Origin of the sequence: Motiliproteus sp. SC1-56 (genome assembly GCF_017309075.1) — a bacterium.
GTDB lineage: Bacteria > Pseudomonadota > Gammaproteobacteria > Pseudomonadales > Balneatricaceae > Motiliproteus.
Map to the genome: position 1 here is coordinate 1 of NZ_JAEMGS010000006.1, position 14,486 is coordinate 14,486.

General features: G+C 59.2%; 16 protein-coding genes. 13 read left to right on the plus strand and 3 right to left on the minus strand.

All coding sequences use genetic code 11. The annotated features are described in order from the left end of the window. Positions 1–65: 65 nt before the first annotated feature. Both JGZ97_RS07810 and JGZ97_RS07815 read right to left on the minus strand, forming a co-directional pair. Complete coding sequence (locus tag JGZ97_RS07810) at positions 66–335, minus strand: DUF3604 domain-containing protein (RefSeq protein WP_207062061.1); 270 nt, start codon at positions 333–335, stop codon at positions 66–68. 311 nt (positions 336–646) lie between these two features. After that, entirely contained in the window at positions 647–1,321 is a 675-nt protein-coding gene (locus tag JGZ97_RS07815) for a helix-turn-helix domain-containing protein (protein ID WP_207062062.1), read from the minus strand. A 269-nt stretch (positions 1,322–1,590) separates the two neighbouring features. Between JGZ97_RS07815 and JGZ97_RS07820 the strand changes: the two genes are divergently transcribed. The 3 genes from JGZ97_RS07820 (at position 1,591) to JGZ97_RS07830 (ending at position 4,281) form a co-directional block, all read left to right on the plus strand. Beyond that, positions 1,591–2,436: a class I SAM-dependent methyltransferase gene (locus JGZ97_RS07820; protein ID WP_207062063.1), complete on the plus strand. Its 846-nt coding sequence runs from the start codon at positions 1,591–1,593 to the stop codon at positions 2,434–2,436. A gap of 24 nt (positions 2,437–2,460) precedes the next feature. Then, complete coding sequence (locus JGZ97_RS07825) at positions 2,461–3,573, plus strand: hypothetical protein (protein ID WP_207062064.1); 1,113 nt, start codon at positions 2,461–2,463, stop codon at positions 3,571–3,573. A gap of 207 nt (positions 3,574–3,780) precedes the next feature. After that, positions 3,781–4,281: a lactoylglutathione lyase family protein gene (locus JGZ97_RS07830; protein WP_207062065.1), complete on the plus strand. Its 501-nt coding sequence runs from the start codon at positions 3,781–3,783 to the stop codon at positions 4,279–4,281. A 274-nt stretch (positions 4,282–4,555) separates the two neighbouring features. Here the strand turns inward: JGZ97_RS07830 and JGZ97_RS07835 are convergent, their stop codons facing one another. Then, the gene (locus tag JGZ97_RS07835) at positions 4,556–5,443 is read right to left on the minus strand and encodes a response regulator transcription factor (protein ID WP_207062066.1); all 888 of its coding nucleotides are present in this window, start codon (positions 5,441–5,443) and stop codon (positions 4,556–4,558) included. Between the two features lie 527 nt (positions 5,444–5,970). Between JGZ97_RS07835 and JGZ97_RS07840 the strand changes: the two genes are divergently transcribed. From JGZ97_RS07840 to JGZ97_RS07885, 10 genes are all read left to right on the plus strand, one after another. Continuing rightward, complete coding sequence (locus JGZ97_RS07840) at positions 5,971–6,150, plus strand: Flp family type IVb pilin (RefSeq protein WP_207062067.1); 180 nt, start codon at positions 5,971–5,973, stop codon at positions 6,148–6,150. Between the two features lie 76 nt (positions 6,151–6,226). Then, positions 6,227–6,814 carry a prepilin peptidase gene (locus tag JGZ97_RS07845; RefSeq protein ID WP_207062068.1) on the plus strand — a complete coding sequence of 196 codons (588 nt, stop codon included), beginning with the start codon at positions 6,227–6,229 and terminating at the stop codon, positions 6,812–6,814. Beyond that, positions 6,814–8,196 carry an AAA family ATPase gene (locus tag JGZ97_RS07850; protein ID WP_207062069.1) on the plus strand — a complete coding sequence of 461 codons (1,383 nt, stop codon included), beginning with the start codon at positions 6,814–6,816 and terminating at the stop codon, positions 8,194–8,196. The genes JGZ97_RS07845 and JGZ97_RS07850 overlap by 1 nt, the downstream gene beginning before the upstream one ends. 68 nt (positions 8,197–8,264) lie before the next feature. Next, positions 8,265–9,014 (plus strand): Flp pilus assembly protein CpaB, encoded by a 750-nt coding sequence (gene cpaB, locus JGZ97_RS07855; RefSeq protein ID WP_370584028.1) that lies wholly within the window; start codon positions 8,265–8,267, stop codon positions 9,012–9,014. Between the two features lie 60 nt (positions 9,015–9,074). Next, a complete protein-coding gene (locus JGZ97_RS07860; RefSeq protein WP_207062071.1) occupies positions 9,075–10,634 on the plus strand; it encodes a type II and III secretion system protein family protein in 1,560 nt (519 codons plus the stop codon). Positions 10,635–10,753: 119 nt separating this feature from the next. Then, the gene (locus JGZ97_RS07865) at positions 10,754–10,924 is read left to right on the plus strand and encodes a hypothetical protein (RefSeq protein WP_207062072.1); all 171 of its coding nucleotides are present in this window, start codon (positions 10,754–10,756) and stop codon (positions 10,922–10,924) included. A gap of 40 nt (positions 10,925–10,964) precedes the next feature. Further along, entirely contained in the window at positions 10,965–12,257 is a 1,293-nt protein-coding gene (locus JGZ97_RS07870) for a Tad domain-containing protein (protein WP_207062073.1), read from the plus strand. Next, the gene (locus tag JGZ97_RS07875; RefSeq protein ID WP_207062074.1) at positions 12,257–12,742 is read left to right on the plus strand and encodes a TadE/TadG family type IV pilus assembly protein; all 486 of its coding nucleotides are present in this window, start codon (positions 12,257–12,259) and stop codon (positions 12,740–12,742) included. The genes JGZ97_RS07870 and JGZ97_RS07875 overlap by 1 nt, the downstream gene beginning before the upstream one ends. Positions 12,743–12,752: 10 nt before the next feature. Beyond that, on the plus strand, positions 12,753–13,238 hold the full coding sequence (locus JGZ97_RS07880) for a TadE/TadG family type IV pilus assembly protein (RefSeq protein WP_207062075.1): 486 nt from the start codon (positions 12,753–12,755) through the stop codon (positions 13,236–13,238). An 11-nt stretch (positions 13,239–13,249) separates the two neighbouring features. Then, on the plus strand, positions 13,250–14,485 hold the full coding sequence (locus JGZ97_RS07885) for an AAA family ATPase (RefSeq protein WP_207062076.1): 1,236 nt from the start codon (positions 13,250–13,252) through the stop codon (positions 14,483–14,485). Position 14,486 lies beyond the last annotated feature (1 nt).

Consider the following 14,486-nt stretch of genomic DNA (forward strand, 5'->3'; position numbering starts at 1 on the left):
GGGCGCTGTGTCTGCAGGGCTGAAAATGGGCCAATATTGGCCCAGAAAGCCGCCAAATAGGGCCATCAAGCCCGAATCACCAAAATCCGACGCCCAGCCGAAGGTTCATGAAAAATGCGGGCTAGGGTTGCGCCGGCCAGTCCGGCGTCCGCCGACCAGGACGTATGCAGGTGGGTATCACCGAAATAGACGTTCTGGGGGAAATGCTGACCAACATACGGCGAGTAGTCGTCACCGCCCTTCGGATAATCATTCTCATGCAGGGTGAATTCCTGCGCGAGGCAGGGCAATACCGTCAATATACCGAGTAGCGGCGCAGCCCTGCTCAATTTCATATCCTTAACCCCCTTAGACTGCGTGCCCCTTACAAGACCTGACGCGACAGCACCGATTGCCTTGGCAAGCCGACGTTGTAACATCTGCCCCCGACTCGCACGGCGGGGATCTCGCCGGTCATCCTATTAGTTATGATGCAGGCAAATTCCAGACCTTTTATTTTTTTTCAGATGCTTGCGTGCGCCACCGCATGGGGCTGTAAACAAAGCTGACAACAATTACCCAACCACAGGTAACGTAGATACTTGGGGGGCAGGACTCCGGCTACCGTTCGCGCGCTCGGCTACCGACCGTTCCTAGACAAGAAACACTAGCGAGCCGGCTTTACATCGGCATAAAAGCTGCCGCCAAGCCACACGGCAATATTCTTCTTGAGGTGGGGTGAGCCCTCTACCTCCAGGGCATGCTCACGGATGGCATTCATAATCGTGGTATCCCCCATCCAGACTGCGGTCAGGGTTTTCAGGTCGCTGCTGATCTTCAGGTCCACCTCGTAGCCCTGGTCTTTCAGGCAGACGTCCACGTCATCGGTGATCACCAGCCACCAGTGGCGGAACTTGGAGGTATAGTCGGTAAATTCGATCTGGATCACCGTGCGCTCGGCCTTGAAGAAGGCGGTATCGATGGTACGGTGGATATCCCAGACCAGCAAGGAAGGGTCCAGGTCCTCAGCGGAGAGGTCACTGCGCACCCAACGGTGGCCCCAGGTGCCCAACTGCATGATGATCGGCAACAGATCCTGGCCGGCGTCGGTCAGGTGGTAGCGCACGCCCCCTTCCTCTTCGCAGCGTTCGGCGACACCGGCCCGCTCCAGCGTCTTCAACCGGGTGGAGAGCAGCGAGGGGGAGATCAGCGGCAGGCCGCGGCGCAGGTCGTTAAAGGTTTCACTGCCCGCCCCCAGCTCGCGAACCACCAAGTGAGTCCAGCGCTCCCCGAGCACTTCCGAGGCCTTGGCGATGGGGCAGAACTGTCCATACCCTTTCATGTCTCTTTCCCCGCTCGGCTCGCTATCAAATTAGTCCCTCCCGCCGGGCCCCGGCAAGTCCAGATTCTGTACCTGATATCCGGCTCCCCTCAGATACGAGCCTTGGCCACTTTCAGCACAAATCGTGCAACCCGCTGTATAAATGGGCTTTTTTGTAGATAAAAAGAAAGCAGCGCAGCAAAAAAGGAGTACAAATTTTGTACTAGAGCGCAAAATCCAGCAGCGCAACAATGGCAACACCTCCACCAACAACACCAACGAGGCAAGCCATGAACACTCAAGTTTCGCCCCTTATCGACCAGACCGTTTCAGCCGAACGCATCAAGGCTCAGCACAAGGCCACCTGGGAAGACGGGGACTACGCCCGCTTTGCCGCGTATATGCAGGAGGGCGCCATCGAAGTGCTGCAAAATTGGCGTATCGAGCCCGGCACCCAGGTGCTCGATGTGGGGTGCGGCGCCGGCCAGACCGCCATCCCTGCCGCCAGAATAGGGGCCGAGGTCACCGGGCTTGATCTGGCCGAAAACCTGGTGGAGGCGGCCCGCGGGCGTGCCAGAAATGAAGCGCTGACCGCCCGTTTTGACGTGGGCGATGCCGAACGCCTTCCCTATCAGGAACGGAGCTACGACACCCTCATCTCGATGTTTGGCGCCATGTTCGCGCCCCGGCCGGCGCAGGTGGTGCGCGAGTTCGCCCGGGTACTCAAGCCCGGAGGCCGCCTGATCATGGCCAACTGGACCCCAACCAGCATGCCGGCACAGATGTTTAAGGCGGTGGCGGACGTAATCCCCCCCGCACCCGGCACCGTTCCGCCGGTTCTGTGGGGCGCAGAAGAGGCGGTCATCGAGCGGCTGCAGGAGGACTTTACCGACATCCAGCTCACTCGGCGCCTCTTCCCGCGGTGGTGCTACCCGTTCGACGCCGAGGAACTGCTGCACCTGTTCCGGACCTGTTTCGGCCCGGTCAAGCGGGCCTTTGAAGGCCGCAACAGGGAACAGCAAGCCTTCTTGCGGCGCGCACTGACCGCCATCTACGAGGCCAACAGCAGCGTCGATAATGGCATTCTGACCATCACCGGCGGCGAATTCCTGGAAGTGATCGCTACCCGGCGCTAAGTCGATTGATCGGAGGATTGAGTCATGAGTCTGTTACCGAGAAACATCCGCCTGCACCTGTTCGACAGCCTGTCCCGCAAGACCCTGCGCTGTGTGGATACGGTGCCACGCGCCGAGGCAACGGGGCTGGTGGCGACTGTTTACGCCCAGATCGAGCAGGATTTTTTTATCAACGGGTCGCTGACCAGCCGCTCGCGGGTACCGGAACTGCTCGCCGCGATCTGGGCCGCCGGTCGCGAGACGATCCTGGTGGATGACCGCCTGGATCGCACCACCAAGGAGGCGATGGCCGCCACCCTATCAACCGTCAACGACTGCCCCTACTGCGGCGACATGCTGGTGAGCCTGGTCCACGCCGGCAAGCAGAAAGACGCGGCGATGCGGATCTTCCAATGCCAGGAAGAGCAGATCGAAGACGGGTTGCTGCAGGAACGGCTGGCCTGGGTGAAAGCGGTGGGTACTCCCGGCGCCACCGCCCCGGAACGCGTCCCCTTCACCAACGAGCAGTTGCCCGAAGCACTCGGTTCACTCATGGCGATGGGGGATATCAACCGCTTCAGCCACGTGGTGATGGCCGGCTCGCCGGTGAGCGCCCCCTTTGGGCTCGCCGCCATCAAGGCCTGGGCCTTGCGCCGTTTCGGCGATGAGCTGGCCGCGACCCACCGACACCCCCTGACGCCGGGATCGGCCGCAGCGCTGTTGCCCAAAGCGACGCTGCCGGAGGATATGCAGTGGGCAACACCCAATCCCCGCATCGCCCGCACCCTGACCGGCTGGCATGCCGTTATCGAAAATGAAGCCGCGCCGCAGGTACCCGACGCCGTTCGACAACGGGTGATGCAGCAGCTGAAAGCCTGGGATGGCAACGCCATGCCCATGAGTCGCAGCTGGGTTGAGGATGAAACGGCCGGGCTTGCGGACGATACGCGCACCCTGGCCAAATTCGCCCTGCTACTGGCCAAGGCCCCCTACCAGCTTGACGAGGCGTTGATCTGGCAGACCCGCTACCGGTTCAAACACCAGGAAGCGTTCATCCGCGCGCTGGCGTGGTGCAGCTATACCGCATCCCGCTTCGTCACCGCGCGGATTGCAAAAAGCCTCTGCGGCGCATCGGTCACCCTGGGCGCCGCTGCCTGATCCGGCGCAACGGGCAAGGAAAGGGAGTTCCTTCGCCCTCGCCTCTCAACGCCCAACGGCGCCGCCTGCTTGGGAAAGCGCGGGCCTCGCTAAAACGCCTCGGTCATGCTCATTCCCTAGCAGGCCTCTTTTAATAACAAATCGCACTTTCACCAAATCCCGTGGGGTTGCTAACCTGCCATGACCGCCCGTGCAGGAGGACTGGCAATGAGCAATGCATACCCGAGAACCTTTTCCCACATCGGCATCTCCGTTCCGGACCTGGAAAAAGCGGTCGAGTTCTACACCCAGGTAATGGGCTGGTACCTGATCATGAAGCCCACGGATATTGAGGAGGATGATAGCGCCATTGGCGAAATGTGCACCGACGTGTTCGGGCCTGGTTGGGAGCACATTCGCATTGCCCACCTGGCCACCGGCGACCGGATTGGGGTGGAGCTGTTCCAGTTCAAGAACCAGACCAATCCCGAAGACAATTTTGAATACTGGAAAACCGGCGTCTTCCACTTCTGCGTGCAGGACCCGGACGTCGAGGGATTGGCCGATCGCATCGTGGCGGCAGGGGGCAAGAAACGGATGGAGAAGCCCCGCTACTACTACCCGGGGGAGAAGCCCTACCGCATGATTTACATGGAGGACCCCTTTGGCAACATCGTGGAGATTTACAGCCACAGCTACGAGCTGGTTTACAGCGCGGGGGCGTATTAACGGCACCTTCAGGCTTCGAGGCCAGGCGCCTCATAGCAGGAGAGCGACACCCTTTGTCGAACTGACGGCAGTTCTCGCCGCCGCGTCCTGGGTTGAAACAAGAACGCCCCGCACTGCCGCCGGTGAGCGTGCGTTGGTTTGGTAGCGGCAGATGGATCGTAGCGGCCCGCAGGCCGCTACGCCCCTTACGGGCTTCGGCGCTACGCGCCTCGTCTCAAAAGGCTGACGCCCTTTGTCGAACTGCCGACCTCTACCATGTCAACCGGGTCATCAGCTACTCAGCAAAAAGACCCGAGCAGAGGCTGGGGCTGAGGCAATCCCGAGCCTCGCCCCGGCTGCTGCCCCGGAACTCTGTAGGTGAACAGCCCACAATCCGTTTAAAAACCTTGGAAAAATAGGAAAAATCCCGGAAACCAGCGAGAAGCGCCACATCGCTGATCGATGCCGAAGGATGTTGCAGCAACCGCATCGCTTCCCCGATGCGTTGTTGCTGCAGATACTCTTGGAATGTCACTCCCATCGACTTTTTGAAGGCTCTACTAAAGGTGAAGGGGCCAAGCCCGCATACCTCAGCAACCTGACCCGTAGTGATTTTCTCGCGCAAGTTATTGTTGATAAATGACAAAGCCAGCCTCATGGAGTGCGAATCAGCCGGGGCTGGCTGCAAGCGCAACGCCTCAGGAACCAGGCAATTAGTATTCACCCGATGCAGCAAGTTGCTCAGCCCCTCGCCATCACGCTTGACCGCTGTGACGGCTTGGGCCACGTCCGCCACCTGAGCCGCGGTGATGGGGCTAACCAAAAGATCCCAGACATGGAGCCTTAACGCCCAAAGGGCCAGATCTTCTGAGCGATATTCGGTCAGCATCAGTATCGGCAGCGTCGGGTAGAGTTGTCGAACCTCCTTGAGAAATTTCAGGCCTAAAAGATCAGGGTAATCGAACTCAAAGCAACATAGATCCGGCCTCGACGCAACCGGCCCCAGCCCCAACTTATCTTGGCGTTTCCGTCGCTCCCCCGCCCCTGTGATCCTGTTGGCCACGGGTTTCGTTACCCCCCGCCGCTCAGAACGGATCGTAAACAAATCGCTGAAAAGCACCCGGCTAGACGCCGTCGTTCGCTCGCACCTGAGATCCACCCAGAACATCTTCGGCTTTCCCATACTACTCCCTGTACTTACTGCTCCTAAAATATTTCTTAGCCCTATCGCTCCGATATCGATCGATGCCTGCCTTCACAGGAAAACATGACTCAACAGGTTTTTGTCGAACCAGAAAAACCACGCATGGATTAAGACTATTGCAGGTTTCACGACAGGTCAAAAACAAAAGCTTTTAAAACAGTCGTTTGAAAGCATTAAAACAACAATCTCTAATTAAACTATTTATTATATAGTGGTGGGATATGACATCCGTGACGAAAAAACATTTGAACAATTTTGTTAAACCGCCCGTGTCTCTGCATGCGTCCGTCATTCTGCAGCGGCCTTGATCGCGCATCCGCTTAACGCCTCATACCCTTACGCCTTCCCGACAAACCGTCCGGATACGGTGACAGCAAGATCGTCATACTCGAACGCAAGATAACACCAACCGTCTTTTTTACCCCCTCTATAGTTTACCCAGAGTCAGGGCGGAACCTGCGTTTCACCCCGGCCATTGCCTAAAACACAACAATGAGGAAGGGATCATGACCGATCTGAAACAAGCGGTACTGAAATTTCTGCGGGACGAAGAAGGGCTGGAGACGGTGGAGTACGCCGTGGCTGGGAGCTTGATTGTGGCGGGCTCTGTCGCTGCCTTTACAGCCTTGGGCGATGCTGTCGTGACCGAACTCGGACGCCTTACTACTGCTATTACCGGGGTATAGAAAGAAACTACCGGGGGTACGAACGATACCCCCGGTAGTGAATTATTAATACTCATCGAACCTCAAGGCCAGACTGATGCTGCACCCGAATCACTTACCCACCGCGCTGATCGTCTGCATACTAGGTCTAGTGGTGCTGGCGGCGCTGTTCGATCTGGCCCAGCGGCGAATTCCGAACGCGTTGGTGCTCTGGGGGCTGCTGGTGGCGCTACCGTTGCGCTACCACTATTTCGGCCTGGCCGGTCTGGGGCTGGGGCTGGCCGGCTTCGCCCTCGCCCTGCTGGTCCTGATGCCGTTTTACCTAACCAAGGGGCTCGGCGCCGGTGACGTCAAACTGATGGCCGCCATCGGCGCCTTCCTGGGGCCACAGCAGGTCTGGATCGCCCTGGTCTTTTGCCTGGCCGCCGCCAGCGTCATCGGCGTCGGTTACCTGATCGTCAAAGGCGGGGTGGGCAGTTACCTGCGCCGCTACGGTCAGATGTTGAATACCCTCCGGGTCAGCGGTAGCTGGCTTTATATTCCGCCCCAGGAGGACGAGGTGGCGGCGGAGCGGTTTCCGTTCGGGGTCGCCATCGCCGCCGGCCTGTTCGGCTTTGTCTATTACACCTCGCCCGGTTTTTATGCCGGTCTGTTGACGATGCTCGGCCAGGGAGGCACGGTCTGATGGATGCGCTGACGGATATCACCCTGGCCGGCGGCAGCCACGGTTCCCAGACAGCCTCCCAGGCCAAACTGGAAGGTGACGCTGGTAAACCCCACACATATGACCTGGCCCCCCGGCCGCAGACCCTCGCCGACACGGGGCTGGACCAGGCGTTCCTGACCGAGTTGATCGCCAAACACCTGTACCAGTCGGGGGTGTCGAGCATCCGCCAGCTGGCCGAAAAGAGCGCCCTGAGCGGCACCCTGGTCGAATCGCTGTTGCACCTGCTGCGCCAGGAGGCGCTGGTCGAGGTGCTGGGCCAACAGGCCGACAGCCGGCAGCTTCGCTTCGGCCTCACGGACCGGGGACGTCAGGCGGCACAGGTCGCTTTCGCTCAAAGAGGCTATGTTGGCCCCGCCCCAGTTCCCCTGGAACATTACCGCCGGGTGGTGGCGGGCCAGTCGATCCACCACAGCCACGTGACCCGGGCCGGCATCAACCGCGCCTTCTCCGGTGTCGTCGTGCGCCCGGAGATTCTGGACCAGCTGGGCCCGGCGGTGATTTCGGGCCGTTCGATCTTTATCTACGGGCCGGCGGGCACCGGCAAGACCTTTCTCAGTCAACGCCTGAACCGCCTGTTCGGCGACAGCTGCCTGATTCCCTACGCGCTCTACGTCAACGACCAGGTGGTGCAGGTGTTCGATCCGCTGATCCACCACCGGATCGACAGCCAGACAGCGCCCGGGGAACAGCCCTGGCTGCTGGCCGAGGGGGAGGACCCGCGCTTCTGCCGCTGCCGGCGCCCGGTGGTCGTGACCGGCGGCGAGCTGACGCTGGATATGCTGGAGGTCTTCTACGACCCGGTGACCCGTGAATACCGGGCACCGCTGCAGCTCAAGGCCAACAGCGGCATGTTCATCATCGATGATATGGGGCGCCAGCACGCCTCGCCAATGCAGATCTTCAACCGCTGGATCGTGCCCCTGGAAGACAAACACGACTATCTCAGTCTGGGGGCCGGTCGCCATTTCCAAACTCCGTTCGACCAGGTGCTGGTGTTCTCCTCCAACATCGATCCCCGCGAGCTGGCGGACGAGGCCTTCCTGCGCCGAATCGGTTACAAGATCCATTTCGACCATATCAACGCCGACGAGTACCGGCAGATCTGGCAGCAGGTTTGTGACGAGCGAGGCCTGACCTACGACGCCAGCCAGGCGGACTACGTCATCGACAATCTGCACGGCCCCCGGCAGATTCCCATGTGCCCCTGCCACCCTCGCGACCTGATCGGCATCGCTTGCGACCGATTGCGGTATCTGGACCAGGGCGGTGAGCTGACACCCGCGCTGATGACCTGGGCATGGGAAACCTATTTCGTACAGATGAATGCGGCAGTTGACTAATCGACCGATACCGGAACCGAGGTATTGAGGAGACCAAAATGATCAAGGGCAGAACCACACTGTTATTAGTGCTGTCGCTCGCCATGGCGGGCGGCGCAGCACTGGTGGCCAACAACTGGCTGGCCAACCAGCAACCGACCCTGGCCGCCGACGACCGGGTACCGGTGGTGCTCGCCGCGGTGGACATTCCCTACGGCCAGAAGATTGAGAGCCATCATGTCAAGCTCGTCCACCTGGATCCCAAGGGCGTCCCTCCCGGCGCCGTGACGCAGATAGAAGAGGTTGAGGGCAAGGTCGCCAGCCAGGAGATGCTCAGCGACGAAATCGTCCATGCCAAGCGAATCACCGCTCACCTCGAGGGAAGTACTCTGGCGTCCCTGATCGAGCCCAATATGCGCGCCGTCACTGTCCGCGTCGATGACGTGATCGGCGTGGCCGGGTTTCTGCTGCCGGGCAACCGAGTGGACATTCTCGCCTCGCGAAAAGTGAAGCAGCGCGTGGTCAGCGAAACGGTGCTCAAGGATATCAAGGTTCTGGCGATCGACCAGAAAGCCCGAAACGATCAGGACGACCCGGTCATCGTCCGTGCCGTGACCCTGGAGGTCACACCGCAGCATGCAGAAGTATTAATGAAGGCGAAAGAGGAGGGCCGCATCCAGCTGGCGCTCAGGAACCCGCTGGATGAGGAAATCGCCGTCGTCACGAAGCCCGCACCCGCGCCCAAAGCCAAACCACGTCCACGGGTGCCCCACGTCCATCCCAGTTCGGTGACGGTGATTCGTGGAGTCGAGGTGAATAAGTCCAAGGTCTCTTTGTAGAACCCAGAACCGAGCTGAACGCAAACTAACCGGCGAATCCAGCGGCATGAGGAATCCGAGATGACGCAGCAGTTTCAAAAATACCACCCAGCCATAAGAATCAGGACGACGCTGCTTTGTCTCCTCTGGTCACTGCTGGCGTTCCCCCCGCTTATCCTCGCCCAACAACCTTCAGCCGCATCTGCTTCGTTCAACGGCGACACGCGGGAAATCAACGTTCCCATCTACAAATCCAGAATCATCAATCTCGATTCTCCAGTGGCCAAGGTCTCGGTCGGCAACCCGGAAGTCGCCGACCTGTTGATCATGCGGGCCCAGCAACTCTACCTGCTGGGCAAGGGGCTGGGGACCACCAACGTCCTGCTGTGGGACAAGAACAATAGGCTGGTGAGTAGCCTGGACGTTGAAGTCACCCACGACCTCAACAGTTTAAAAGCCAAACTGCACCGCTTGCTGCCCGGTGAAGATATCGCGGTCAACAGCTCCCAGGGCGCCATCGTGCTCAGCGGCGAAGTTTCCAGCCTGACGGCCCTGGACACCGCGCTGCAGCTGGCCACCAGTTTTGCCCAGCAGGCCAAGCGGGTCGAGAAAGAACAGACCGGCGAGGTGATAAACCTGCTCAGCGTCGGCGGCGGCCAGCAGGTGATGCTCAAGGTGACGGTCGCCGAGATGAACCGTGATGTGTTAAAGCGCCTAGGGATTAAATTCAATGCCTTCGGTCCCAGCGGCAACTGGCAGTTTGGGGCCGTAAACGGGGGCGCCACTTTTCCTGATGCTATCTTTGGAACGGATGGCCTGAGAACCCCGGTATTCATGGATGGCGCCATAGCCGGGCCTATGGTCGACGAATTTGCCCCCTCGGGCATGGGCATTACCGACAAGGGGCTGTTCGGCAGTTTTCTCAGCAATGATTTCCTGTTCAACGTCGCTATCGACGCGGCCAAAAACAACGGAACCGCCTCGATCCTAGCCGAACCCACTCTGACCACGCTTTCGGGCCAGGAAGCCCAGTTTCTATCGGGAGGAGAGTTCCCGATCCCCGTGCCCGGGGATGATGGCACGACCACCATCGAGTTCAAAGAGTTCGGGGTTGGCCTGAAGTTTGTTCCGGTGGTGCTCGACTCCGGCCGCATCAATCTCAAGGTGAACATCAGCGTCAGCGAACTGGTTTCGGCCAGTGGCCTGAATCTGTCGCCCAACAATTCCAACGGCGTGTTTGTGGTTCCCGCGCTGACCAAGCGCAGCGCTCACACCACGGTGGAACTGGCGAGCGGCCAGAGCATCGGCATTGCAGGGCTGATCAATGAAAACAGCCGTGATCTTGTCGAAAAATTCCCCGGCCTTGGCGACCTGCCGATTCTGGGTCACCTGTTCCGAAGTCAGGAGTATAAAAAGAACACCACCGAGCTGGTCATACTGGTCACTCCCGAGTTGGCCAAGCCGGTCGCCCGGACCGAGCTGAGTCTGCCTACTGATAATCACCTCGAGCCCAGCGACATGGAATTCTACTTGCTGGGGAAAAACCACGGTAAAGCCAGAACAGCCGAACAAGCGCAGGTTATAACCCCTGCCGGCACCAAGGGCGGCAGCGAAAGCCGGTTTGGTCACAGCATCCAATAAAACAGCAGGCAGGACCCGCCATGTCTTTCTCACACGTTAACACCAGTCTAGCCACGTTCTTATTCCTGACTCTCAGTGGCTGCTCGTCGACGGGGACGCTTCCCCCCGCCGGTGCATCGGTGCAGAACCTGGTCAGGCTGCAGACCGAACCCCCGCCGGCAACGGTTGCGGCTTCCAGAAAAACCACATTGAACGGCCAGCAAGCGGAAGAGGTGATGCGGCACTTCCGTACCAACGTCGCCAAGCCGGTTGAGATTAATAATGAGATCCATGTCAACATCGGCAATTAAACGGTGCCGGCGCCTACACGCTAAACAGCGCGGCAATATCGTGGCCGTTACCGCCATCGGCATGGTGGCGTTACTGGCAATGGGCGGCCTGGCACTGGATGGCGGCCATATGCTGCTCAATAAAACGCGGCTGCAGAATACCGTCGACGCCGCTGCACTCAGCGCCGCAAAGAGTTTAAGCCTGGGCGAAGATGTCAGTACCGCCCGGGCTGATGCCATCGCCACCTTCGCCTTAAATGCCGAGTCAACCGGCAACCAGGAACTGGCCGACGCTTACGCGGCGGGTGATATCAGCATCGTTGTCGAATACTCGGACAGCATCCATCCCTTTGCCCCCGACGCCACGCTGACTGACCCCGCCTTCGTTCGTGTCACGGTGAACAGCTTTCCGTTGCCGGTATGGCTGAGCCAGATCGTCGGCTTTACCGACAAAGAGGTCAGGGCCAGCGCCGTGGCCGGCGAAAGCCCGGTGCTGCAAGCCGAGGCCTGCGATGTGGCGCCGATCATGGCCTGCGGAGAAGAGTCGCCCACGGATGGTTCCTATTATGGCTACCGGCCTGGCGAACTGGAGGTGTTGAAACTGGGCGCCGGCGATGCGACGACCATGGGACCGGGTAATGCTCAAATCCTCGTAACCGACGGCACCGGTGGCGCTGAATACCGCGAAGATGCGGCCGGCGGGTTTGAAGGCTGCATTAAGGTCAGTGATGATCCCGTCGCCAATACGGAGGTACTCAGTGAACCCGGGGTAAAAGTCGGCCCCACAGTGCAGGGGTTCAATATGCGCATCGGTGACCCTTCCGGCCCCTTGGACGCCAGCGTCTATAAGCCGGACGTGATCACCTATTATGAAACCCCCCTGGTTGAGCTCGTAACCGGGGCGGACGGTAGTGAGTACATGGTCGATGGGGCCGGTAACATCATCGATGGCGCCGACGCCTCGGGCGACATCGTCGCCTATGACGCAAGCGGCACCCCCGTGCCCGCCAACATATACGCCTATAAGGAGTATGACGCCGATGTAAAAAGTGAATCCTGTTCCAGGATAGGCTGCACATATGACCCAAACGGTACCCCCTACCGGCGCATGCTGACCCTCCCCATCGGCAAGTGCGATGGCACTACGGCTGGCCGCAAGCCTGTCGAGGTGTTTGGTTTCGGTTGTTTCTTCATGATCCAGAAGGTCACCCAAAAGGGTGATGAGTCGCAACTGTTCGGCCAGTTCGTGGAGGATTGCTCGAACTTTGGCAGTTTCGTGCAAAACCCCACCGACACAGGAACAGGCCCGACGCGACTGATTCTGTATAAAGATTCTGCCAGCGGTGACTCCTGATGAACCGGTTACACAACAGCCATTCCGTAACCGCAAAGCGGCAACAAGGGATTGCCGTGGTCGAGATGACGCTGGTGCTGCCCCTGCTGCTGCTGCTGGTGCTGGCGGTCGCCGAATTAGGGCGGGTGCTTTATCAATACAACATCTTGACTCAGGCCCAGCGCGACGGCGCACGCTACCTGGCTTCCGTGGCCATCAAGGGGTCAACCGGAGAGATCGAACTCAACGAAACGGTCGGAGCCAACGCAGACCGGACACGCAAGCTGATTGTCTACGGCAACGTGGCCGGGACCGGTACCCCGCTGCTAAGCGGTCTGAGTACCAGCGACGTCGCCGTGACCGTAGCCAGTCCCACGCATATACGAGTGGATGTGGTCTACAACTTTACGCCGATCTGGGATATCACCCTGCCGACGTTTGGTTATGGCGCACCGATCTCACTGAACTTCCCGCTGCGCAGCAGCATGGTCATGCGAGCGTTATGAGGTGGAGCCAATGTTAACCCAGCCCCAGACCCGGCGCCGTCAAGCAGGCATGCATAGCGTCGAAATGGCGATCGTGAGCAGCGTGTTCTTTATGTTGCTATTCGCCGTGCTGGAGGTGGGTCGCGCCCTCTTTGTCTGGAACCTGCTCGATGAAGGCGTCAGGAGAGGTGCCAGGCTGGCGGCAGTGTGTCCGGTGCCCAGCACGGACGCCATCCAGCGAGCGGTGACCTTCGGAGGCAGCTTTGTGGCCGGACTTAATGCCACCGACACCTCGGTGAAAGTGGAATATCTGCCCGAAAGCGGAGCGCCTGTTATCGAGGATCCAGTCGCCAACTTTACCGCCATACGCTACGTCCGCGTGGTAATCAGCAACTTCAGCTTCCGGTTCTTGATTCCATTGGTTGATCTCTCGGTTACCGCGCCCGACTTCAGTGCCACGCTTCCCAGTGAAAGTCTGGGTGTGGCTCCATTCGGATTTACGTCCCCACCCTGCTGAGAAGAAACATCATGCCTTTGCAATCATCGCAACAGTACAAGCAACTGACTCGGGCACATCCTAAGAACCAGACAGTCAATGTGTTGGTTGCCAGCCGTCAGCAGCAAGACCTCGATCGTATTATGAACGCAGCAGCCGGCATAGAGGGGCTGGCGCTTTTCCCCCGCCTGATCTGCAACGGCCATTGCGACCCGCTGTATGGCTTGGAGCAGCTGCCGGACATATTGATTTTCCGGGCAGGAGCCGCCTGGCGCGAAGAGCTGGAGGCGCTCAAGAACCGTTCCCCCCAGTGTGTCCCTTTCATTTTGCTGATGCCGGAACAGGATGATGCACAGATGCTCCGAGCCGCCATGCAGGCGGGAGCCCGTGACTTCTTCATCGAACCTTATGAAACAGACGCGCTGCTGGAGTCCGTCAATCGGCTGATACCCGAATGCCTTGACCAGGGCCAGGAAACTACGGCAACCCTGACCACCTTCATCAATGCGAAAGGGGGCTCTGGATCCAGCCTGATAGCGACTAACGTGGCCCACATCATGGCCCAGGTTTCCAAGCTGAACGTAGCCTTGGTCGATCTGGATATTCAATTCGGAGGCCTGCCCTACTACCTCGGTTTAACCCCGAAACACGGAATTCTCGAAGCCGTCGAGCGGGTGGAAGAGCTCGATGAAATGGCGCTGAACGGTTTCTTTATCAAATGCGATAGTGGATTACAGGTGCTGGGAAGCAAAGCGGAGCACTTGGAAATGGTCGCGGACCTGGCTCCGGATAAGCTCGGCAAGCTGATAAACCTAATCAGAGCGAACCGTGACCACCTGTTTATCGATCTGCCACGGCATATAGACCTGCTAGCGACCAATGTTCTGGAGCGCTCGGACCAGGTGGTTATCGTCGTGCAGCAGAACCTCACCAGCCTGCATGACGGGGTACGGCTTATGGGCTTTCTCAAGCGCGACCTGAGCATCGAAAAAAGCCGAATCAAGGTGGTCGTCAACCGCTATCAACCCAAGTCCGAGATATCCCTCAAGGACATGGAACATGCGCTCCAGCATAGCCCCGATATCACCCTACCAAACGCGTACAAAGAGGTTTCCGAGAGTATACAGAGCGCCAAACCCCTGTACAGCGTATCCAAGGGTGCCGCAATCACTAAAGCGCTGATGAAGCTCGAAACCCACCTCGGCGGTCACTCAATGAACCGGCCCGGCGCCATTGCCCGATTCGTTACCCGCCTCAAGGGAGCTTAGA